General features: G+C 39.2%; 19 protein-coding genes. 6 read left to right on the top strand and 13 right to left on the bottom strand.

Translation table 11 applies throughout. The annotated features are described in order from the left end of the window. Positions 1–47 precede the first annotated feature (47 nt). Complete coding sequence (locus AX663_RS01215; protein ID WP_037600835.1) at positions 48–1,718, bottom strand: formate--tetrahydrofolate ligase; 1,671 nt, start codon at positions 1,716–1,718, stop codon at positions 48–50. Positions 1,719–1,912: 194 nt separating this feature from the next. On the opposite strand from AX663_RS01215, the gene AX663_RS01210 reads away from it, so the two are divergent. From AX663_RS01210 to AX663_RS01195, 4 genes are all read left to right on the top strand, one after another. Continuing rightward, entirely contained in the window at positions 1,913–2,596 is a 684-nt protein-coding gene (locus AX663_RS01210) for a phosphopantothenate--cysteine ligase (RefSeq protein WP_060972477.1), read from the top strand. Then, entirely contained in the window at positions 2,589–3,134 is a 546-nt protein-coding gene (coaC, locus tag AX663_RS01205) for a phosphopantothenoylcysteine decarboxylase (protein WP_022496697.1), read from the top strand. Before AX663_RS01210 ends, coaC begins: the two co-directional genes overlap by 8 nt. A 28-nt stretch (positions 3,135–3,162) precedes the next feature. Further along, positions 3,163–3,735 (top strand): ECF transporter S component, encoded by a 573-nt coding sequence (locus tag AX663_RS01200; RefSeq protein WP_022496698.1) that lies wholly within the window; start codon positions 3,163–3,165, stop codon positions 3,733–3,735. Between the two features lie 81 nt (positions 3,736–3,816). Then, positions 3,817–5,535, top strand: coding sequence for a phospho-sugar mutase (locus tag AX663_RS01195; RefSeq protein WP_037611391.1), 1,719 nt, complete (start codon positions 3,817–3,819; stop codon positions 5,533–5,535). A 138-nt stretch (positions 5,536–5,673) separates the two neighbouring features. Here the strand turns inward: AX663_RS01195 and metF are convergent, their stop codons facing one another. The 3 genes from metF to AX663_RS01180 all read right to left on the bottom strand — a co-directional run bounded on the left by metF (position 5,674) and on the right by AX663_RS01180 (position 9,585). Continuing rightward, positions 5,674–6,549: a methylenetetrahydrofolate reductase [NAD(P)H] gene (gene metF, locus AX663_RS01190; RefSeq protein WP_060972476.1), complete on the bottom strand. Its 876-nt coding sequence runs from the start codon at positions 6,547–6,549 to the stop codon at positions 5,674–5,676. Between the two features lie 183 nt (positions 6,550–6,732). Further along, a complete protein-coding gene (metE, locus tag AX663_RS01185) occupies positions 6,733–8,982 on the bottom strand; it encodes a 5-methyltetrahydropteroyltriglutamate--homocysteine S-methyltransferase (RefSeq protein WP_060972475.1) in 2,250 nt (749 codons plus the stop codon). A 252-nt stretch (positions 8,983–9,234) separates the two neighbouring features. Next, on the bottom strand, positions 9,235–9,585 hold the full coding sequence (locus AX663_RS01180; RefSeq protein WP_037600816.1) for a hypothetical protein: 351 nt from the start codon (positions 9,583–9,585) through the stop codon (positions 9,235–9,237). A 146-nt stretch (positions 9,586–9,731) separates the two neighbouring features. Here AX663_RS01180 and pabB point away from each other — a divergent pair, with 146 nt between their 5' ends. Next, a complete protein-coding gene (pabB, locus tag AX663_RS01175) occupies positions 9,732–11,450 on the top strand; it encodes an aminodeoxychorismate synthase component I (RefSeq protein WP_060972474.1) in 1,719 nt (572 codons plus the stop codon). Positions 11,451–11,677: 227 nt separating this feature from the next. After that, positions 11,678–14,314: a calcium-translocating P-type ATPase, PMCA-type gene (locus tag AX663_RS01170; RefSeq protein ID WP_048675528.1), complete on the top strand. Its 2,637-nt coding sequence runs from the start codon at positions 11,678–11,680 to the stop codon at positions 14,312–14,314. Between the two features lie 148 nt (positions 14,315–14,462). Here the strand turns inward: AX663_RS01170 and dltD are convergent, their stop codons facing one another. From dltD to AX663_RS01125, 9 genes are all read right to left on the bottom strand, one after another. After that, the gene (gene dltD, locus AX663_RS01165; RefSeq protein WP_049545442.1) at positions 14,463–15,731 is read right to left on the bottom strand and encodes a D-alanyl-lipoteichoic acid biosynthesis protein DltD; all 1,269 of its coding nucleotides are present in this window, start codon (positions 15,729–15,731) and stop codon (positions 14,463–14,465) included. Then, positions 15,724–15,963: a D-alanine--poly(phosphoribitol) ligase subunit DltC gene (gene dltC, locus AX663_RS01160; RefSeq protein ID WP_002891149.1), complete on the bottom strand. Its 240-nt coding sequence runs from the start codon at positions 15,961–15,963 to the stop codon at positions 15,724–15,726. Before dltC ends, dltD begins: the two co-directional genes overlap by 8 nt. A 17-nt stretch (positions 15,964–15,980) precedes the next feature. Beyond that, positions 15,981–17,228: a D-alanyl-lipoteichoic acid biosynthesis protein DltB gene (gene dltB / locus AX663_RS01155; protein ID WP_045768621.1), complete on the bottom strand. Its 1,248-nt coding sequence runs from the start codon at positions 17,226–17,228 to the stop codon at positions 15,981–15,983. Further along, positions 17,225–18,775 carry a D-alanine--poly(phosphoribitol) ligase subunit DltA gene (dltA, locus tag AX663_RS01150; protein ID WP_014634613.1) on the bottom strand — a complete coding sequence of 517 codons (1,551 nt, stop codon included), beginning with the start codon at positions 18,773–18,775 and terminating at the stop codon, positions 17,225–17,227. The genes dltB and dltA overlap by 4 nt, the downstream gene beginning before the upstream one ends. An 8-nt stretch (positions 18,776–18,783) precedes the next feature. Next, positions 18,784–18,915, bottom strand: coding sequence for a teichoic acid D-Ala incorporation-associated protein DltX (locus AX663_RS01145; RefSeq protein ID WP_002885174.1), 132 nt, complete (start codon positions 18,913–18,915; stop codon positions 18,784–18,786). 175 nt (positions 18,916–19,090) lie between these two features. Next, the gene (locus AX663_RS01140; protein ID WP_014634614.1) at positions 19,091–20,839 is read right to left on the bottom strand and encodes an ABC transporter ATP-binding protein; all 1,749 of its coding nucleotides are present in this window, start codon (positions 20,837–20,839) and stop codon (positions 19,091–19,093) included. Continuing rightward, complete coding sequence (locus tag AX663_RS01135) at positions 20,829–22,568, bottom strand: ABC transporter ATP-binding protein (RefSeq protein WP_060972473.1); 1,740 nt, start codon at positions 22,566–22,568, stop codon at positions 20,829–20,831. Before AX663_RS01135 ends, AX663_RS01140 begins: the two co-directional genes overlap by 11 nt. A gap of 31 nt (positions 22,569–22,599) precedes the next feature. Further along, entirely contained in the window at positions 22,600–23,211 is a 612-nt protein-coding gene (locus AX663_RS01130) for a lysozyme family protein (protein ID WP_049545439.1), read from the bottom strand. A 1-nt stretch (position 23,212) separates the two neighbouring features. Further along, positions 23,213–24,190, bottom strand: coding sequence for a nucleoid-associated protein (locus AX663_RS01125; protein ID WP_049545438.1), 978 nt, complete (start codon positions 24,188–24,190; stop codon positions 23,213–23,215). Between the last annotated feature and the right edge of the window lies 1 nt (position 24,191).

The raw sequence follows: 24,191 nt of genomic DNA, 5'->3' as shown, positions 1-24,191 counted from the left end.
AACAAAAAAACAGCACCAATAGGTACTGTTTATATCGATATTTCTTCTTAGAACAAACCAACAGCTGTTCCGTCTTCAGCTACGTCCATCTTGAGGGCTGCTGGTGCTTTTGGAAGACCAGGCATTGTCATGACGTCTCCTGTAAGAGCTACGATAAATCCAGCACCTGTTTTAGGAACAAATTCACGGATAGTGATATCAAAACCTTCTGGTGCTCCAAGTAAGAATTGGTTATCTGAGAAGCTATATTGTGTTTTAGCCATACATACTGGCAATTTATCCCAACCGAATTCTGCAAATTGTTTGAGTTGGTTCTTAGCTTTTTTCTCGAAGACAACTGATTTACCACCATAGATTTCAGTAACAATCTTAGTGATTTTTTCTTCCAAGCTATCATCATCAGAATAAAGACGTTTATAGTCGGCATTACCATTTTCAACAGCATCAACTACTGCGTTGGCAAGGTCAATACCACCATCAGCACCATTAGCCCAAACGCTAGCCAATTCAACAGGAACATCGATTTCTGCACAAAGTTCTTTAAGGGCTGCAATTTCAGCTTCTGTATCAGCAACAAACTCGTTAATAGCAACGACTGCTGGAAGACCAAATTTACGAACGTTTTCTACATGACGTTTCAAGTTTGCGAAGCCATCACGAACGGCCTGAACATTTTCTTCAGAGAGGTCAGTTTTGGCTACCCCACCGTGCATTTTGAGAGCACGAAGTGTTGCAACAATAACAACGGCATCAGGAGTTGTTGGGAGGTTTGGAGTCTTGATATCAAGGAATTTTTCAGCACCAAGGTCAGCACCGAAACCTGCTTCAGTAATCGTATAATCAGCCAAACGAAGAGCTGTAGCTGTAGCTAGAACTGAGTTACATCCGTGAGCGATGTTGGCAAATGGACCACCGTGTACCAAGGCTGGTGTCCCATAAATTGTCTGTACCAAGTTTGGTTTGATGGCATCTTTAAGAATAAGGGTAAGCGCACCTTCAATTTCAAGATCACCTACATAAACTGGTGTACGATCATAACGGTAGGCAACTACAATATTTGCCAAACGTTCTTTAAGGTCATTAATATCAGTAGCCAAGCAAAGAATCGCCATGATTTCAGACGCAACAGTAATATCAAAACCATCTTCACGTGGAATACCATTAAGTGGTCCGCCAAGACCAACGTTTACATGACGAAGCGCACGGTCATTAAGGTCAACCACACGTTTCCAAATGATACGGCGTTGGTCAATGCCGAGAGCATTTCCTTGATGAATATGGTTGTCAAGAAGGGCTGACAAAGCATTATTCGCTGTAGTAATAGCGTGCATATCCCCTGTGAAGTGGAGGTTGATATCTTCCATCGGAAGCACTTGAGCGTAACCACCACCTGCAGCACCACCTTTGATTCCCATAACCGGACCAAGTGATGGTTCACGAAGGGCAATCATTGTTTTCTTACCAATTTTGTTAAGAGCATCTGCAAGACCAATTGACATGGTTGATTTCCCTTCACCAGCTGGTGTTGGGTTGATAGCTGTCACCAAAATCAATTTTCCTGGCTTATTGTCTTTGACAGCATTGATTTTATCAAATGACAATTTTGCCTTATATTTTCCGTAGAGTTCCAAATCGTCAAAGCCGATTCCAACTTTTTCAACTACTTCTGTGATTGGTTTTAATTCTACACTTTGAGCAATTTCGATATCTGTTTTCATGAGACACTCCTCTATATTTTTCTAGAATCTATTATATCAGAGTTTGATAAAAAACGCATTATTTTTGGTTAATTACTTTTCAATGTTCGGTTTTTGTTTTGTTATAAATCGTTATAACTTTAATTTATAGGGGTACGCCTCAAAAATACTTACTTTTTATTTACTAAAGACCCAATTTTTAGTACAATACTACTATGAAAATTTTGATTACATCGGGTGGTACCACTGAAAAGATTGATGCTGTACGTGGAATCACAAACCATTCAACAGGTTATCTAGGAAAGGAAATCGCTGAACTTTTCTTGGCTAAGGGTCACCAAGTAACCTTAGTAACGACCAAGACAGCGGTTAAACCAGAACCGAAAGAAAATCTAAAGATTACAGAAATTACGAACGTAGAAAGTCTTCTCAAAAAGATGGAGCCACTCGTCAAAGAGCACGATGTTCTTATACATAGTATGGCAGTCTCTGATTATACTCCTATTTATATGACGGATTTTGCTGAACTGGAGGACACCGAAGATCTCGCTCAATTCTTGCATAAATCTAACACTGAAAGCAAGATATCTTCAGCTTCTGATTATCAGGTTCTTTTTCTTAAAAAAACACCGAAGGTCATTAGCCTCGTCAAACAATGGAATCCTGCTATTCAATTGATTGGCTTCAAACTTTTGGTTAATGTAAGTAAAGAAGAGCTTTTTGAGGTTGCTCGTGCAAGTCTGAAACGCAACAAAGCTGATATTATTGTTGCCAACGACTTGAGTGACATTACTCCAAATCAGCATATTGCCTATCTTGTTGACGAAAAAAACGAGGAGAAAGTTACGACTAAATCTGCGATTGCTCGAGCCTTATTTGAAAGGATATGCCATGACTAAACGTATCATCCTTGCTGTTTCAGGATCAATATCTGCCTATAAAGCAGCTGATCTAACAAGTAGGTTAAAGAAAAAAGGTTATGACGTTCACGTCATTATGACTGAAGCTGCTCAAGCCTTTATCACCCCTCTGACACTTCAAGTCCTTTCGAAGAACCCTGTTCACACTGATGTCATGGAAGAAAAATTGGCTGAACGTATTAATCATATTGACTTAGGTAAAGAAGCTGACCTCTTTGTTGTAGCTCCAGCTTCAGCAAATACCATTGCCAAATTAGCATATGGTCTAGCCGATAATATGCTTACTGCTACTGCTTTAGCTTTACCTAGCACCACCCCAAAACTAATTGCCCCTGCAATGAATACGAAAATGTATGAAAATCCACTGACTAAGAAGAATCTAAATACTTTGCATGACCTTGGCTACCAAGAAATTCTTCCAAAATCAGGTTTACTGGCTTGTGGAGATACAGGACGTGGTGCCTTAGCTGATATTGATGACATTATTGAATCCATTGACAATGCTTTAACAAAATAGCCTTGCAGAGAATAAAAAGGAGTTTATGATGAATAAGAAAAATAAAGCAAACCAAACGGCTCAGTTATCCCTCTTGATAGCTACAATGGTTGTAATCGAAGTACTCAGTCAAACCATCTTTGCTGCTTTTGTACTTCCAATCAAACCAACCCTAACCCATATCCCAGTTATTATCGCTAGCATCGTCTACGGTCCTAAAATTGGAGCTTATTTGGGTGGCTTCATGGGAATTATGAGTATTATTCGAAACACTGTTATCTATACGGTTAGTAGCTATCTCTTTAGTCCTTTTGTTGAAGGGGGAACTTGGGCATCTGCAGTCATTGCCATCGTTCCTCGTATCCTGATCGGTATTTTCCCTTACTTTGTCTACAAATTACTTCAAAACCGTCTAGGTCTGATGCTATCTGGGGTTTTAGGTGCTTTCACAAATACATTTTTCGTACTTCTCGGCATCTATTTCCTAATCCCTAACTTCTACACAGCAGGTGGCAAAACACTGATGGCAACCATTTTCACAACAAATTCGATTGCTGAAATGATTATCGCCGGTCTGTTAACTCTAAGTATCACACCAGTGTTACTGCGATTGAAAAAATAAAGAAAAAACATGGTAATTACCATGTTTTTTTTCTTTAATTATGGTATAATGTAAGCGTTTAAAAATATAAAGGAGATTGCTATGTCTTACACTGAAAATTATCAAAAATGGCTCGACTTTGCTGAATTGCCTGCTTACCTTCGTGATGAGTTGGTCGCAATGGATGAAAAAACGAAAGAAGATGCCTTCTATACCAACCTTGAATTCGGTACAGCTGGTATGCGTGGATTGATTGGTGCCGGTACTAACCGCATTAACATTTACGTTGTTCGCCAAGCAACTGAAGGTTTGGCCCAATTGATTGACTCAAAAGGGGAAGAAGCTAAAAAACGTGGTGTTGCTATTGCTTACGATAGCCGTCACTTCTCTCCTGAGTTTGCTTTTGAATCTGCTCAAGTTTTGGCTGCTCATGGTATCAAATCTTATGTATTTGAAAGCCTACGTCCAACACCTGAATTGTCATTTGCTGTTCGTCATCTCCACACATTTGCTGGTATCATGGTAACAGCTAGCCACAACCCTGCTCCATTTAATGGTTACAAGGTATACGGTGAAGACGGTGGACAAATGCCACCTGCAGATGCCGATGCTTTGACAGATTACATCCGCGCTATCGAAAATCCATTCACTGTCCAATTGGCTGACCTTGAAGAAAGCAAAGCTAGCGGCTTGATTGAAGTTATCGGTGAAAACGTCGACGCTGAATACTTGAAAGAAGTCAAAGGCGTTAACATCAACCAAGACTTGATCAATGAATACGGTCGCGACATGAAGATTGTCTACACACCACTTCATGGTACCGGCGAAATGTTGGCTCGTCGTGCCCTTGCCCAAGCTGGATTTGAAGCAGTTCAAGTTGTTGAAGCTCAAGCCGTTCCAGATGCTGACTTCTCAACCGTTAAATCTCCAAACCCTGAAAGCCAAGCTGCCTTTGCTCTTGCTGAAGAACTTGGTCGCAAAGTAGACGCTGATGTATTGGTTGCAACTGACCCAGATGCTGACCGCCTTGGTGTTGAAATCCGCCAACCAGATGGTTCTTACCTCAACCTTTCTGGTAACCAAATCGGAGCTATCATTGCTAAATATATTCTTGAAGCTCACAAAACAGCTGGTACCCTTCCTGCCAATGCTGCCCTCTGTAAATCAATCGTATCAACTGAGTTGGTTACTAAGATTGCAGAAAGCTACGGCGCAACTATGTTTAACGTCTTGACTGGTTTCAAATTTATCGGTGAAAAAATTCATGAATTTGAAACACAACACAACCACACTTACATGCTTGGTTTCGAAGAAAGCTTCGGTTACCTCATCAAACCATTCGTACGTGACAAAGACGCTATCCAAGCTGTTCTTATCGTTGCTGAAATCGCTGCTTACTACCGTTCACGTGGCATGACTTTGGCAGACGGTATCGAAGAAATCTACAAACAATATGGTTACTTCGCAGAAAAAACTATCTCTGTTACCCTTTCAGGTGTTGACGGAGCTGCTGAAATCAAGAAAATCATGGATAAATTCCGTGACAATGCTCCTAAACAATTCAACAACACAGACATTGCTAAGACAGAAGACTTCTTGGAACAAACAGCTACTACTGCTGACGGCGTTGAAAAATTAACAACTCCTCCAAGTAACGTACTTAAATACATCTTGGCTGATGATTCATGGTTTGCCGTTCGTCCTTCAGGTACAGAACCAAAAATCAAATTCTACATTGCTACAGTTGGTGAATCTGAAGCAGATGCTAAAGAAAAAATTGCTAACATCGAAGCAGAAATCAATGCTTTCGTAGGCGAATAATACTTAAGACTTAGAGCTAAGCTCTAAGTCTTTTTTATACATGACAATACTAGGATTACGTAAGCAAGTCACCTTTTTCATACTAAAACTACGAAACCACCTATAGATTGATCTATAGGGGGTATTTTTATGATTCAATTATAGAGCGCCAACTTGTGAATGATGCTTAAACAAGGAATGAGTAGCTTCATGAATATGACGAGCAGTTTCTGCATTATTCATGGTATAGAGGTGAACGCCTGCAACATCTTGAGTAACAAGGTCGACAATCTGGTCAATAGCATAGGCAAGACCTGCCGCTCTAAGTGACTCAGGATCATGTTCATACTTATCCAAAATGGCACGGAACTTACGTGGCAAATGGATATTTTCACAAGTCTTAAGCAAACGTAGAGCTTGGTTACGATTCAAGATAGGCATAATTCCAGCATGAATTGGTACGTCAATGCCAGCCAAGGTACATTTATCTTGAAAATCATAGAAACGCTCATTATCAAAGAAGAGTTGGGTTACAAGGCTAGAACAACCTGCATCAACCTTTTTCTTGAGGTTTTGGATATCAGAGATTTGATTTGCTGAATCGGGATGCCCTTCAGGATAGCAGGCACCGATGATATCAAATTGAGGAGCTTGGTCCTTGATAAACTCAATCAAATCAGTTGCATATCTAAAATCTTTAAGAGGTTCAACACCTGGGATAATATCGCCACGTAGGGCTAAGATACGGTGTACACCAACAGCATCCAAGTCACGTAAGGTATCAGCAACCTTTTCTTTACTCAAATAGATAGCTGGAAGGTGAGCAATCGTTGGGATAGCTAGGTCATTTTGAATATGATCTGCCAAAGGAACCGTCGTCTCTTTGATATTATATTTGTTATTACTAGCTGTCACACTGATAAAGTGTGGCGCCAATTCTTGCATATCCTCAAGGGCACGTAGAATTTTTTCGTTACCTACTGCTGGGTTAGGTGGAAAGACTTCAAAAGAGAGTGATGGTGTTTGGCTTGTCATTTTTTATACCTTCTTCTTTTTAGATTTTTGTTAAGACAAAAGCTGTTTTTAGTGCCTACTAACTTCATAAGTAAAGTACACTTGTTAATCATAGCCTGCTTGCAAAAATCTTTAGAATATTATTAGCTATTGAAAACCTTCTACACTTAAGGAAGAAGGTCTTCAACGTATGATAACTTCTGCTTACAAGTTTTCGCGAGCTGCTTTTGCAGCTTCTACAAGCTTGATCAAGCTTTCTTTAGTTTCTTTGATTCCGCGAGTCTTCAAACCACAGTCAGGGTTAATCCAGACTTTACCACTTGGTACTTTAGCCAAGATTGCTTCGATAGTGTGGTCAATTTCACCGTCTTGTGGGACACGTGGTGAGTGGATATCGTAAACCCCAGGTCCAACTTCTGTTTGGAAGTTTTGTGCTTTAAGTTCATCCAAGATTTCAAGATTTGAACGACTAGCTTCAAATGAGATAACGTCAGCATCCAAGTTGTCGATGGCTGGAATGATATCTGTAAATTCTGAGTAACACATGTGAGTGTGGATTTGTGTATCTGGTGCTACAGTTGAGTGTACCAAACGGAAAGCTGGAATTGCCCAGTCGAGGTAATCCTCATACCAGTCACTACGACGGAGTGGCAATTTTTCACGAAGAGCAGCTTCGTCAATTTGGATAATTTTCACGCCTGAAGCTTCAAGGTCAAGCACTTCGTCTTTGATTGCAAGAGCAATTTGAAGAGTTGAATCCTTAATAGAGATGTCCTCACGTGGGAATGACCAGTTAAGGATAGTTACAGGTCCAGTCAACATACCTTTAACAGGTTTGTCTGTACGGCTTTGTGCGTAGCTAGACCATTTAACAGTGATTGGGTTAAGACGAGTGACATCACCCCAAATGATTGGTGGTTTAACCCCACGCATACCGTATGATTGAACCCAACCATTTTTAGAGAAGAGGTAACCTGACAAGTTCTGACCGAAGTACTCAACCATGTCATTACGTTCAAACTCACCATGAACAAGAACGTCAAATCCAACTTCTTCTTGCCATTTAATCCATTCATCAGTGATTTCAGCAAGGAAAGCATCGTATTCTTCTTGTGACAATTCATTCTTACGGAAAGCCAAACGTTTAGCACGAACTTCCTTAGTTTGAGGGAATGAACCGATAGTTGTTGTTGGAAGCAATGGAAGTTTGAAAGCATCCTTTTGAATCTCTTCACGTTCTGCAAACGCTGGCAAACGAGTGTAATCAGCTTCAGTCAAACCTGCAATACGAGCACGAAGCTCAGCATTTTCACCAACACGCTCAGTCGCAAAGAGTTCTTTGTTAGCAGCAAGGGCTTCTGCACCTTGACCATTGCGGATGGCATCCAAGTCACGCAATTCACCCAATTTTTCAACCGCAAAGGCGAAGTGGTCCAAAATAGCTGGTTCAAAATCTTCATTAGCAGTTGTAAATGGTACGTGGAGAAGTGAGCAAGAGGTTGTCAAAACAACATTTTCAGCTGGAACTTGTTCAAGAATTGCAAGGCTCTTCTCGTAGTTGTTACGCCAGATGTTTTTACCATTGACGATACCGGCATAGAGAATCTTATCAGCTGGGAAACCACCTTTAACCAATTCAAGTGTTTTCTTACCTTCAACAAAGTCAAGACCAATACCATCAACTGGCAAGTTCACAAGGTCATTGTAGACATCACGAACATCACCAAAGTAAGTTTGAATCAAAACTTCAAGGCCTTTCTTATCAGCCAAGAGCTTGTTGTAGAGGTTCAAGAAGAGAGCTTTTTCTTCAGATGTCAAATCTTTAACAAGAGCTGGCTCATCGAGTTGAATACGAGTAGCACCAAGCTCTGCCAATTTTGCAAAAACATCTTGGTATGCAGAAACAAAGCTATCTACGAAGTCTTCAGCTTTTACACCATCTTCAAAGTCAGACAATTGAAGGAAAGTGAATGGTCCAACCACAACTGGACGTGTATTAAGACCCAATTCTTTTGCTTCTTGGTACTCATCAAAAATCTTGTGACCAGCAAGTTTAACTTCTGTTGTTTTTTCAAATTTAGGAACGATGTAATGGTAGTTAGTATTAAACCATTTTTTCATAGGAAGGGCACGTACATCCCCTTTTTCACCTTGGTAACCACGCGCCAAAGCAAAGTAACGTTCAAGATCTGTCAAATCCAAGTTTTGAACAGAGTCAGGTACGACGTTGAAAAGGAAAGCTGCATCAAGGAAGTTATCGTAATGTGAAAAATCATTTGAAGGAATTTCAGTGATACCCTTCTCTTTAACAATATTCCAGTGTTTTGCACGCAAGTCTTTGGCTGCTGCTAAAAGTTCATCTGCAGTAATTTCATTTCTAAAGTATTTTTCTGTTGTAAATTTTAATTCGCGGAATTCACCCAAACGTGGGAAACCAATGATAGTAGTTGACATCTTGTGTCCTCCTCTTTGTTGTTGAACTTATCTTACCAAAGAAATGGGTAGCTGTATAATTGCTATTAGTTTTCTCTATATATAGTTTTAGACTATACCCTATAAAATAAAGGGTTACCGACTTCTGTTATCTCCTTTTGCTTAGATATCGTTATAGCTAATAACTATATATTGACTTACTAAATCCCTTTTTATATCAAAAAATCCCTAGACTTTTGTCTAGAGACTCTATTATTTACTAGGATCAGAACACTAAGCTCTATAAGTGCTCAGTACCCTCTCTTGAAGCCAAGATGATGTATAAGACATATTCTCACTATTGTAACTATTCCAAATAAAATAACCAAAAATTGCCAATACTAATAAGAAACAAATTCCCAAAACGGCTAACCATATGATTTGTTTCTTTAAGCTATCATACTCACTCATATAGCCATTATGAAGTTTAATGAGTTCATTTCTTTTTTTGTTACTTGACTCTTTAGCAATAGCTATTTCTAGCTCGTACATCTGGTGCTTCCATGAATTCTTAGAAGTGCCTTTTTTCATTTTATTGTTTGAAAGGTTGCTGTTGCCTTTCTCAAAGTTATTTTTTTCAGTCATATTTCCCTCTAAAATCTTCTTTTAGTCCCTATCATTATAACATATGTAAAACTGTCTGAAAAGTTCATTTTTGGTTAAAATTTTGAGAAAGATAATTAAAACATGAAAAAGAACCAGAGGGAAACTTCTTATGTTATACTCTAAGTATGCATAAGAAAACTGTTATTGATTTTAAAGAACTTGGTGTCAGACAAATCTTTACAGACGCCATTAAAGAACTAAAAACAAAGGACATTAAGGAAGTCAAACCCCTTTTAGATGAACTCGAAGCCTATCAAAATGAAGGTTATTATGCAGTAGGTTATGTTTCCTATGAAGCAGCCCCTGCCTTCGAGACAAAATTTCAGGTTATTGATGGTCCATTAATGTCTGAGTATCTCCTCTACTTCACTGTTCATGAAACTGTTCAAACAGAGCCTATTCCACTTACTTATGACCCTATTACCTTACCAAAGTCTTGGCAAGAGCTAACTTCTGCTGAGGAATACAAGGCTGCTATTGAGCATATACACCACCATATTCGACAAGGTGATACTTATCAGGTCAATTATACTGTTCAACTTCAACAGAACCTGACAGCTGATCCCTTTGCCATCTACAATCGATTGGTTGTTGAGCAAAATGCTCATTACAATGCCTTTATTCAGCACGATGAGTTTTCTATCATTTCTATAAGTCCAGAACTCTTCTTTAAAAAAGATGGTGATAAGTTGACTACTCGTCCTATGAAAGGTACTACCAATCGAGGTTTAACAACTGAAACTGACCTTACACAAGCAAGATGGCTAGCTCAAGACCAGAAAAATCGCTCTGAAAATATGATGATTGTCGATCTTCTTAGAAATGACATGAATCGTATTTCTAAAATAGGAAGTGAAGATGTCAAGAGCCTTTGCCAAGTTGAACAATACTCTACAGTTTGGCAAATGACTTCGACAATTGAAACGCAACTCCTGACAAATAGAAGTTTATGCGATGTCTTCCAAGCCCTTTTTCCATGCGGATCGATTACAGGTGCCCCCAAAATAGCAACCATGGAGATTATTAAGAAGATTGAAAAACAGCCTAGAGGTGTTTATTGTGGAGCTATTGGAATCTTGGTGCCACAGGGACCTAGTATTTTCAACGTAGCCATTCGGACACTACAAATGGAAGAAACCAAGGCTATCTATGGTGTCGGAGGGGGGATTACCTGGGACAGTAACTGGGAATCCGAATACGAAGAAACCAAGCAAAAAGCTGCTGTTCTATACCGTCAGAACCCAAAATTCGATCTCATTTCTACCGGTCGTATTCATCAAGGAAAACTTCTCTTTCTGGAGGAGCATATAAAACGTTTACAAGAGAGTAGCCGATACTTTGACTATCCTTTCAATGCAGAAAAAGCTCACAATCAAGCCACAGCTCTGTGCCAATCACTAGATCTTGACACAGACTACCGTCTTAAATTGTCCCTTAAAAAAGATGGTGAACTGAAGTTTGAACATAGCCAATTAACTAACTTATCTGATGACTTTTGCCAAGCGAGGTTAGTTGAGCAAAGACATCCGTTGGATAGCCCCTATACCTTCTTTAAAACAAGTTACCGTCCTCACCTTAGTATCGAACCTCACGAACAAATCTATTATAATCATGAAGGGAAACTCCTAGAAACATCTATCGGTAACATTGTGCTTAAAATCGAGGACCAACTCTACACACCACCCGTTCACCTCGGCCTCTTAAATGGCATCTACAGACTAAGCCTTATTGCTGATAATAAGCTTAAAGAAAAAGTCTTGACCGTAAAAGATATGGAACAGGCTCAGGCCATCTACGGATGCAATGCGGTGAGAGGCTTGTATGAATTGAAGGTGGAAGGATAGAATTGTATTTAACGAAAAAATACAAGTTTTTTGTTCTCCCCTACTCTTGCTAAAGACAAAAGAATCTTCAATATTCTATTGGTAAAAAATCAACAATTTAATAGTAAAATAAAGTATAATACTTACTGATAGTTATTCAGTTATCGTGACTGTAATGATAAACTTTTTGGCTTATAATTTACTAGCCTTAAAATTCAGTAATAATTTAGAAAGGATACAAACCTTAAATGAAAAAATTTAAAGGCTTGACTTCTGCTGAAGTTCAAGCAAGTAAAAATGCCCATGGCGATAATAGGCTATCTAGTAAAGAGGCTAACTCGCTCCTCTCAATCTTTGTCGAAGCCTTCCAAGATCAATGGATTCTTATCCTCTTGGCTGCCTTAGGATTAAAAATCATCTTCAACTTTGTTGGAATGATTTTCCCTGCTATTGGTGAAGCCAATTGGTATGAGGCTATTTCACTAATTTTTGCCATTTTGATGTCTACAGGATTCTCAGCAGTCTCACAATACCGAAATGAGCAAAAATTCAACACTCTTCAAGAAGAGGCTTCAAAAACTAATGCTAAGGTTTATCGTGATGGTAAACTTAAAGAAATTCTCGTTGATGATATTGTAAAAGGTGATCAAATTCTCCTTCAATCAGGGGACAAGATTCCAGTTGATGGTATCATCTTGGAAGGTGAGTTAAAAGTAAACCAAGCTGTCCTTAATGGTGAAAGTGAAGATGCTAAAAAACTTCCACTTGGTGATCAAGCAGAGCCAGACTCTTCCGACCTCTTTACAGAGCTCAAAGTCTTCCGTGGTACAGTTGTTACTTCAGGTGAAGCCGTTATGGAAGCTACACAAATTGGTGATAATACCGTTCTAGGAAGCATCAATACTTCTCTTCAAGAAGATAGTAAAGATTCACCATCCAAAGAAAAACTCAACAAGCTTGCTGGAAACATCGGTGTCCTCGGTTATAGTGCAGGTGCTGCATATTCAGTAATCAACCTTGTTTTAGGCTTTATTGCACTTAATAAGGCTAATAACCTCAATGGTGGTTCAATCTTCCTTCTTATCATTGAAACGATTCTCTTTGCGGTTACAATCATCATCATGGCCGTTCCAGAAGGTCTTCCGATGATGTTGGCACTCGTTTCTTCAATGAACTCAGGACGACTTTTAGCTCAAAATATCCTGGTTCGCCATCCTGATACCATTGAAACAGCCGGATACATGAATATCCTCTTCAGTGATAAGACTGGTACTATCACTGAAGGTAAACTATCTGTAGTTGACTTCTTCCTTGCTGATGGAACACTTTATGCAGCTACTGGTGAAACTGAGGCTCCTGATTTTGACACTATGTCAGATAGCCTTAAAGCTGAAATGATTAATGGTATCGGTCTTAATAACGACGCCATGGTAGCTGATGGCAGTGCTGTTGGTAGTAACGCCACTGACCGTGCACTTCTTGATTTCCTTATTGGTCGTTCTCAACTTGATTTTGATACAAATACAATTACTGAGAAGCAACAATTCAACTCAGCAACAAAATTCGCAAGTGTAACGACTAAGGACGGAAAAACTTACATCAAGGGTGCTCCAGAATTCATCCTAAATGACTGCTACTACTATCTTGATAAAGATGGTAATAAACAAAACTTTACAGATGATATTAAAGCTCGTTTCCAAGAATTATCATTGGAACAAGCTAACCGTTCAATGCGTTTGCTTGCTATCCTAAATACAGATGGAAATGATAAAGTCTTGATTGGTATCGTATGTATCCGTGATAACGTTCGTTCTTCAATTAAACAAACTGTTGAAACAATGAACCGTGCAGGTGTTCAAGTAGTTATGGTAACTGGTGACCGTAAAGAAACCGCTGTTGCTATCGCTAAAGAAGCCGGTATCGTCACTGGTCAAAATGACCTTGTTCTTACTCACGATGAACTTTCTGCCCTTTCAGATCAAGAACTTAAACAACAATTGCCTCACTTAAAAGTGGTCAGTCGTGCCCTTCCAATGGATAAAAAACGTCTTATTGAGGCAGCTCAAGACCTCGATATGGTCGCTGGTATGACGGGTGATGGGGTCAATGACTCACCTGCCCTCAAATCAGCTGATGTCGGATTCTCAATGGGTGATGGTACTGAAGTCGCACGTGAAGCCTCAGATATCGTTATCTTGAATAACTCATTGACTTCTATTGAGAAAGCTGTCCTCTATGGACGTACTATGAGTAAGTCAGTAAGTAAATTCATTATCTTCCAATTAACCGTTAACGTGACTACAATTGCTATGTCACTTCTCTCACCACTTTTGGGCCTCAAAGAACCATTTACAATTATCCAAATTCTCTGGATTAACCTTATCATGGACACACTTGCTGCCCTTGCCTTTGGTGAAGAGCCTACCCTAGATCGTTACATGAATGAAAAGCCAGTTGCTAAGAAGGCAAATATTCTTACTGGCTATATGAAATCTGCTATTGGTGTAGCTAGCGTCTTCATTACTCTTGTATGTTTAGCTATTCTTAAAAATGTTGGTGGTATCCAAGGCTTTATCACAAATGGAACTGGCAACTTTGAAATGGTAACAACATTCACCTTTACAGTATTTATCTATGCTGTCATTTTCAACTCACTTAATACACGTAGTAATGGATTCAATGTTTTTGAACATATCGGCGAAAACAAGAAATTCTCAATTGTAATGATTTCTATTGCTGTCGTTCAAACCTTGATTATTCAATTCGGTGGTAAAGTATTTAGTACCGTTCCAATGGACGTTCAACACTATATCGTTGCACTTCTTATCGCGGTTTTGATCATCCCTGCAGATTTAATTCGAAAAGCTCTAACTAAAAACAAATAACTATCTGTTTAACGTATTATAAAACTTAAAAGGATAAAAAGGATTGGGATAACTCCCAAACCTTTTTTAATAATTTCCGAAGGTAATACCGTGGAAAGATCATAACATAAAAAGGCTTTAACAAGCCTTTTTGATTTATTAAGTAACACTACTTAAATTGACTAGGAGTCCCTGTATAACCTGCCCAATCCTTACTATAAAAGCGGTCGTTCAAGTTATAGCTAGGTGCAGGTGTTGGATTACTTACAAATGGATCAACAGCCTTGTCAAAGGCTACCCACCCTTTCCATCCCATATGAATGGTGTCTTGCATAAAGTAAGGTTGATCTCCATCTTTTGAGAAGTCTGCAATATTGGTAAAGCCTTGACTTTCCAATTGATAACGGATTTTAGAAACCGTAGCATCATACATTTCTTGACTAAGTCCCGTATAAGCCATCCACTTGCTATTAACAGGTGGGATGACAAAAATGACATTAGTATTTGACTTAGCAAATTGATTTAGCACCAACTGTAGGTCACCGTATTCTTGTGAAACTTCATAAGAAAGATTTTTCTGGAAACCTTTAAGTTTACCAATCTTCTTAGACAAACGTTTCTTATAGAAACGGTCATCGATACCAAAGTCGTTTGACTTAGTATGAGCTTCTGCATCTCTTACAGCAACCTGATCAAGTGCCTCATAAGAGAGCTTGTCTGGCAACTCTTTAAGATAAGGAAGAACTTTCTTCTCGTAATTAGCGTTATTTGATGCTGCTAAAGGACTAAACAAGGCATCTTCTCGCTTATTAAGCTCTGCCATAAATTGAATATAAGTCTTATCAAGTGAATTTAACTCTTGCCCCTTAGCCACTTTAGAAAGTTGAGATTTCATAGTAATCTCAGGCTTCATCTCTAAGATACGCTGAGCAGCATATTGAGAATTTGCATCCGTCTGATTTTGACTTAAGAAACTACTAAGTTGGTCGTTATTGTAGAACTGCTGGAAAGCCGCAGAATTGTAACCTTTTTTAGTAAACCACTGTGGTGACAAGACGTAGACTGCTGTCCCATTTTTCAATTCAGGAATCATTTGTTGCATTCCCAAATATTGGTTTAGAGAGGCAGCCCCACGTTGTCCAATAAAATATGGGCGATAGTTACGGTCGTATTTTTCAGCTAAAACAGCTGGATGAAGGGCATCAAAACGCAACCACTCACTAGACCCAAAGAAAGGGACAAATCGATGATTCTTATCAGAAAGAGCTGTCGTCTTATTAATACGGCTCTTAAAGTTCTCAGTTGTCAAGGTTACTGCGTTACGTTTTTCAACCTCATAATTATGTTTTCTGCCTTGAGGGTAGGAAAAAATAACTACTACTACCAAGACTAAGGCACAGATTATAGGGCCAAAAATTTGCCATAAACGCTTAAGCATTGCGAAGCTCCGTTACCCCTTCAACAATCTTATTAGCTGTGTTCCAGTCATCACGACCAAATTCTGAAACTGGCACACGAATATCGAAACGTGATTCCAATTCAACGATAAGCTCAACTGTTCCCATAGAATCAAGAACACCAGCATCGAAAAGGTCTTCATCCATCATGTCTGAAACATCTTCCATGAAGAGTTCATCAATAATTTCAATAACTTCTGATTTTACATCCATTTTTATAATTCCTTTACTTATTTTTTAGTGAACCAGAGGTCATTCAAGAATCCAGAGAAAATCAAGAATGACAACATAACAGTGTTAAATGTAATAAAGATTCCCAAAGCCTTCGTCCATTTATTTTCAGGAAGTGGCTCAAGACCAGCTTTCTTACGTTCTTTATTAATGGTCTTCTTCTTACGTAACCAGGCATCATTGATTCCTAGACCAATACCATGGAAAATACCATAAGCAATGTAGTACCAGGTAACTCCATGCCAGAATCCCATTACCATCATATTAATGACATAGGCCACATTTGATGTCGTGTTACGATTTTTGAAAACTTTGTTACGCATCAAAACCATAACCAAACGCATAAAGACAAAGTCACGGAACCAGAAAGACAAGCTCATATGCCAACGATTCCAAAATTCTTTCAAGTCTCGTGAGATGAAAGGTTTGTCAAAGTTGATTGGGCTCTTAATCCCCATAAGGTTTGATGCTGCCAAGGCAAACATCGAGTAACCCGCAAAGTCAAAGAAGAGATCAAAACCGAAAACATACATGACACCAAGTGTTGGTAAATTAAAGATACCACCTTGAGCCAAAGCTTGTGCTTTCAGCGAAGGCAAGAGCATACTTCCGAAAATCTGAGCCAAAACAAACTTATAGAGGAAACCAAGCATGATATATTTTACAGCTTGCTCCAACATATTCATCAGCTCGTCTCGCTCAGGAATCGCCTGGTAATCTTCGTTAAAGCGTTTGAAGCGATCAATAGGACCACTCGTAAAGGTTGGCATAAAGAGCATGAATCGGAGAAATTCTCCAAGTGTAAACTCTTTAAGGACACCATCCCGCATCTCGATAATCATACCAACTGATCGGAAGGTCAAGTAAGAAATACCAAGAAAGTTTAAGACTGACTGAGTACCATTTATCGCAGGCTCTACCTTAACAAAAATCAAGGGAAGGACTACAAGAAATGAGTGTAAATAGAAAACCCATTTATTGTCCTTTTTACTGCGGTAATGTTTGTAGGAATAAACCCAGATGATTTGCCAAACAATATAGAAGAGTAAGGCTAGTAATTGGCTAGCATGTGTTCCTGTCAGAGCGAGAACAATAAAGGCTAGACTTACCAAACACTCATAAATCGCAAAACGCTTTTTAAAGAAGAGACCCACAAAGATTGGCAATAGAGCTAATCCAAGATAGATAAAATAGAAGGGATTACCGTAGGCTTCTAAATGGGGGAGCTGTTTCAAGAAGTCAATCATCGGTTGTTAACCTCACTGATAAGACCCTTGATATCGATTTTCCCATTTGGTGTTAAAGGCAAGCTCTCACGATAGAGGAACTTAGTAGGCATCATGTAAGACATCATGATATCTTCTAAGTCAGCCTTAATCGCCTTGGTGATATCAATTTCACGTTCAAACTGCTCACGAACACCATCCTTAAGAATCACATAAGCCAAGAGGTTCTGAACCTTATGGTCTTTATTGTAACGTGGCACAGCTACTGCTGAATCAATATACTTAGACTTATTAAGGTTTTGTGAAACATCCTCTAACTCAATACGGAAACCATTAAATTTAATCTGGAAGTCCATACGACCACCGTAAAGAAGGAGACCTTCATCAGTCATCGTTCCTACATCACCAGTATGGTAAGCAGGAAGGCCATTAAACTCGAAGAAGGCTTCCGCAGTCTTTTCAGGATTGTTCATATATCCTTTTGAAACTGCTGGTCCTGAGACGATGATTTCACCTTGTTGACCATTTGGAAGGATATTGCCATCCTCATCGATAATATAAGTCGGTGAATCTTCCTTGGTATAACCAATCGGCAAACGCTTAAGGTTAGCCAGCATCTCATCAGTTACTGCTACTGCTGATAAGGCTACAGTTGCTTCAGTTGGTCCGTAAGCATTGATAATACGTGCTTCTGGGAAACGTTGGCGAAGCTTTTGAGCAGTCTTGACAGTCAACTCTTCTCCGTCAAAATAGAAATGCGTAATTTCTGGCATCTTTTCTGAATTGAAGTCTTCAGACAACATTGCCATATCTGCAAAAGATGGTGTTGATGTCCAAATGGCAATTGGAAGTGAGAAGATCGTTTCAAAGAGCTTCTTGAAGTCCTGTGTAATAGCTGAAGGAAGAGCATAAAGTGTTCCTCCAAGTGCCAATGTAGGTGCCCAGTACATTACCGATAGGTCAAATGAATAAGGCGGTTGAGCCAGCATTTGTGGACGTTTTGGAGTCGCAAATTCCTTATCCGTAATCATCCAGTTGGTGAAACTAAGGAGATTATTGTGTGAAATTTGGACCCCTTTAGGCTTACCTGTAGTTCCTGATGTGAAGATGATGTAATAAGTATCATCCCCCTTAACAGGATGAGTCACTTCGTAGCTAGTCTTGCTTTCAAAAGCTGTTGTCACTTGATCCAATGTTAGAATTGGAGCTTGGACTTCCTCAAGTGGGAAGTCATTGATAGCAATAATCAGACTAGGCTCTGCTACTTCAACGATAGCCGTCACGCGCTCAAGAGCTGAGTGACTATCAATTGGAATATAAGCGTGACCAGATTTAGTCAAAGCGACAAAAGTTGCCAACATTTCATACTCTTGACCGCCATAAACCACAACAGGTGATTTTTCTGGAATATCAAGACTATCAATCTTGGCAGCTAGGCTATCCGAGTCAGCTTTTAAGTCACCGTAAGTGTGAACTTCCCCTAAAATATTGTAAACAGGAAAGTCAGGTTGTGATTGAGCAAACTGCTCAATCGTTTCGATCATATCTTTAATTTTTGTATTCGTCATTATTCTTCCTAAAATTCGTTATAGATAAAATTACCTTGACCTTGTCCTAGGTAATTGTAGAGATAAATTAGGGCCATAAAAATGGCGAAATAAAGCAAGGTTTGTCCTAAAAACACTAGGACGTTTTTATGTTTTAACATTCTAATTTTCGATACCTTTTTTTATATAATATCCTCTTTAGTTTACCATCTTATCAGTATTTTTTCCAATAAAAAAGAAAAAATAACTAAATTTCATTTCTTTTTCATTAATAAGCTTCCGTGATAAATGATTGGCTAAAATCATAAAAAACAGAGCTTAAAAGCTCTGTCGGATTTAACTATTTTGTGTCTTTTGGGCCGTCTGCATACGATAGTACATTCCCTTAGCTTGCATCAGTTGTTCATGGGTTCCGTGTTCAACGATATCTCCATTATTCATGACCAAAATAAGGTCCGCATTCTCTATGGTAGATAATCGATGGGCAATGATGAAACTTGTTCGACATTTCATTAATTTAGCGAAGGCCTCTTGAATGAGAAGCTCTGTACGAGTATCGATACTAGAAGTGGCTTCATCCAAAATTAAGATTTTAGGCACATTGACAAATATGCGAGCAATGGTCAAAAGCTGACGTTGTCCCTGAGAAAGGGATTGCCCCGCATCATTCAAGTAGGTGTCGTAGCCTTGAGGCAACTGCTGAATAAAGAAATCAGCATTGGCAGCCTTGGCCGCTGCTATGACTTCTTCACGACTGGCTTCTGGATTTCCATAGGCAATATTATCATGAATAGTGCCGACCTCAAGCCAAGTTTCCTGCAAAACCATCCCAATCTGTTTCCGAAGACTCTCACGAGTATAATCTGTAATAGGTCTACCGTCCAGTAGAATGTTCCCCTTATCCAAATCATAGAAACGCATAAGTAGGTTAATCAAGGTAGATTTCCCCGCTCCTGTTGGACCAACAATGGCAACAGTACTTGCGGCAGGGATATCAATGCTCAAATCCTTGATAAGAGGTTTATTAGGCAAATAGCCAAATTGGACATGGTCAAATTGAAAACGTCCCTGCACATCTGCTTCTTCCAAGACCGCCTTACCTGTTTCTGTTATTTCCTCTTCATCCAATATCATATAAAGGCGATCAGCACAGGCCAAAGCACTTTGAAGTTCAGATAGAACAGATGAGATATCATTAAAAGGTTTGGTATACTGGGTGACATAATTTAGGAAGGTAGTCAATTGTCCCACTGTAAAAGCGCCACCCGACATGATTCGATAAGCACCAACACCTGCAATGAGAGCATAGATTAGACTATTAACAAAACGTGTAGCTGGGTTAACCGCTGACGAATAAAAGATAGCACCCTGTGAATAATCAGCATACTTACCATTGACGTCTTTAAAACTCCTAACCATCTGGTCTTGAGCATTTAGACTCTGTACTAAAGCTTCTTGAGTCAGACTTTCCTCAATCAACTGAGTCTGCACACCTCGCCATTTAGTTTGATTGCGATAGAGTTGATAGCTCTTCTTTGCGATAAAACGTGCCACAAGCATTGACAGAGGCGTCATCACTAGAACTAAGAGCATCATGAACCAGTCTAACCGAGCCATGGTAATGATTATGACAAAGATAGTCAAAAGCCCAACGAAAAATTGGTTAAAGACCATGAGAAGTCCGTTGTTTAACTGATCGCTATCTGTAGTCACACGGCTAACCATGTCTCCAGTTCCTTGACGATCAAGGTAACTAAGTGGCATAGCATGAATTTTCATCATGACTCGTTCACGTAAACTTTCGCTATATGAATAAATTAATCGATTATAAATCAAAGGGTTAAGCCACTGGATTGCACTATTAGCTAAGATAACTACAAGCATCTGCCAAATTAAACGTGACATCAATAGAACGGCGTTCATCTTAAGAACAGCGTCCACTGCATCACCAATTAAGATAGGTAAGTAAACCGTTAAGGCAACTTGAATAATGGTCCCAACAGTTGCTAAGGCAAAGAGGTAGCGCTGACTTAAGATATCTCTACTTAAACGTTTAAGCGTTGATTTATTATTTCTAGCCTTCATCAGCGACCTCCTTTTGATGTTGAGAATAATGAATGTCTTGATAGAGTTTATTTGTGGCAAGCAATTCTTCATGATTACCCAAGCCAACTTGATGTCCCTTATCAAGCACCAAAATTTGATCAACAGCTTTTAGACTATTTGTTCTTTGCGAAATAATAATCAGACTCGTTGATTTAAGATTGTCTCTGATAGCCGCTAGTAAGCGACTTTCAGTCAAGTAATCTAGGGCTGAGGTGGAGTCATCCAAAATCAAGAATGGTGCTGGTCTCATCAGCGCACGCGCAATAGTCAAACGTTGACGTTGACCCCCCGAAAAATTACGGCCAAATGACTCAACTGGCTCATCTAAACCAAGGTCCTTATCCCTTACAAAATCAGCAGCCTGAGCCATGTCAAGCGCATGCCAGAGTTCTTGCTCACTCGGTTCGTGGTCAAGCCCTAATGACAAGTTTGAACGAATGGTTCCTCTAAATAACTCAGCTTTTTGCGGGACATAGGCAACCCAAGAACGCCACTCTTTAAGATTTTTTGGTGATTTTTGATCTTTGAAAATAGCTAATGAACCAATCTGAGGCTGATATAAGTTCATGATTAAGTTCACCAATGTCGATTTACCCGAACCTGTACCACCAATAATACCTAGTGACTGACCTTGAGTAAGACTTACATGAATCTCTTGGAGTGATGGCGAACTAGCTGTAGGATAGGTAAAGGTCATCTGATCAATAGCTAGCACTGTAGAAGCCTGACTAGAAGTTCGGACTTCTAAAGGTGCTTCAATATCCTCATCTTGGAGTTCAAAAATAGCTTTTACCCGTTTCGCTGAAATAAAACTTTGGTTTAGATTGGTCAACATCATGGCTAATTTAAGGAGCTCCGTCAAAATTTGCAAGAGATAATTGACCAGAGCAATCAGCATCCCTTGAGACAAAAGGCCAGCTTGAATTTGCAGATTTCCCTGCCAAAGGATAGCAATCAAGGTCATATTAACAACCAAGAAAGTCAAAGGACTAATGAGACTTGCTATCACTCCTGTTTTGAGCTGCCACTTCTTCAAGTCTTTATTGACGGCAGTAAAATTATCTAATTCACGCTCACTCCGATCAAAAGCCCGAATAACCCTCATACCTTCAAGTTGTTGACGCGTATTGGTAACAATTGATTCATTAATCACTCGAATCTTGGCGTATAAAGGATTGACGATGCGACTTGCTATTACAATAATAAGGGTCAATACCAAGACCATGCCAAGAAACCAAATGGTCAAGCGTGGACTGATTCGGAATGCCATAATAATGGCTCCCGTCACGATAATCGGTGCCCTCAAAAAGAGCCTCAAAAATTGATTGATGCCCGTTTGGATTTGAAAGGTATCACCAGTCAAACGTGTCACCAAACTTGACGTTCCAATCTCATCCCGCTTTTCCTTTGATAAACGCATGATCTTCGCATACAAATCATTGGTTAAACCTCGGGCATAGCCAACTGCTGCTCTGGATGAAAAATACTGTGCTGAAATAGCAACAACAACCCCAATAACGGCAAGTCCGAACAAGAGAAAAATCATCATAAACAGATGATTTTGGTCTTTATTTGGAATAGTTGTGTCGACAATTCCAGCAATCACTAGAGGGACCAAGAGTTCGAAACTGGCTTCGATTAATTTAAAAGCGGGTCCCAGGATACTGTCTTTGACGTATCCTCTAAAATAAACTAATAATGCTTTCATTTGTCTTTCCTTAAGAATGAAGCGTATCCTCTTAGAGACGAGAGAACATACGCATCAAAAAGAGGTTAAACTGCACTTCTTTGGCGTAATAAATATTTCCGCCATTTGTATAAAGTTTTCCGCCACCATAGTACATGGCAACCGGTTGGTAATAGGTGTAAGTTTCTCCACTGATATTTCCTAGACTCGGAGCAACGACATTTTTTGAATAAGCTTTTGCTAATTCGACGGTGTTAACTCCACCATTATCAGCCACATAATCGATATAGGCCTTACCAAAATTATAAGCTTGTACTGCTGTCCAAGGATCCACCTTATGGTGGGCAGCTTCTTCCAGATTTTCTGACAGCACCGTCACCCCTTGACGAATACTTTCTTTTCGATCTGTGATGGAGTTAGTCACCCCTGTAGAACTTTCACTGGACTGCATCACGTCATCTGTCTTCCCCTTGGTTTCTGTGTAAATCATAGCCAACACCAAATCGACATTGGTTGTATTATCAATGTCGTCCTCAGCCAATACCTCCTTAACCATGGATTCATAGGTTAAGACATGTTGAACATTGGCATGGATTCGATAACATTGGATACCTAAGATGAGGACTACGACAAAAACTGCCAGACGTCTTATCCATTTAAACATATTATTTATTGATGATATCCTCGATATTTTTGATGAGAATAGAGTAGGTGCCATCAGGATTTTGAATAAATTCAACACTATCAGCATCCTGATACACATTATTAGGCACGATTAACTCAATTCCGTTCGATAACGATAATTTTTGATTCTCCAATTTCTTAATTTGACGTGAATGGTCAATATCTGATACCGAAATAGGCTCAGGTATAACCTCTTTGAGCTCATCAACGAAAGTCAAACGAGCTGTCAAATTATTATCAAAGAGCTGGTCTGCCAATTTTTCAGGTGATAACTCTTGATCTTCTTCCAAATTATTGAAAATAGCAGATTTCATTTTTCCTTGGAAGTTAAAGTCATCCTGATTAAAATTCTCGGCAATCTTCTGGGCAGTATCTTCAACCATCTTAATTGATTTTTTTACAGACTGCTCAGGTTGGACCTGCAAGAGATTCTCAGAGAAATAATTGGCAAAGCTTCCATTATGCTTGATTCGCTTTTCAATCAAATAATACTGCTTACTACTACGATTAATTACCAAAGCTTCATCAGGTGTCTGGGCCGCAGATGGCAAATTATTTTGTGACAATTGAATAGGATGCTGACTATCTCCCAAAGAATGAATCAAACTGTCCTTGAGAGCAATACGCAAGAAAGCAAAATATTCTTGCCCTTCTTTATCAAACTGAATAAAGACCAAATCATTGGTCTTTTGATCTTCAGAAATGACAAATTCTTCCTTCCAAAGTTGGGAAATTTTAACAGAACTTTCCATCAAATCATCTCCTAGATGACTGATAAAAACATTTTCCGCATCGAAATAGCCCCGTTTAGCCTCATCTGAGAAAACTTTAGAGAGTTTCTTTCGAAAATACTCATCTAAGCGAGGCGTTATTTCAAGAGGCCCTTCAGCTAAAACCAGCTCCGTATCATTTGGCGAAAACTGGTGAATAATAATGCGTTTAATATATAAATCTAACATA

Source organism: Streptococcus sp. CCH8-H5 (genome assembly GCF_001556505.1).
Taxonomy (GTDB): Bacteria; Bacillota; Bacilli; order Lactobacillales; family Streptococcaceae; genus Streptococcus.
This window is presented reverse-complemented; position numbering and strand designations above follow the sequence as displayed.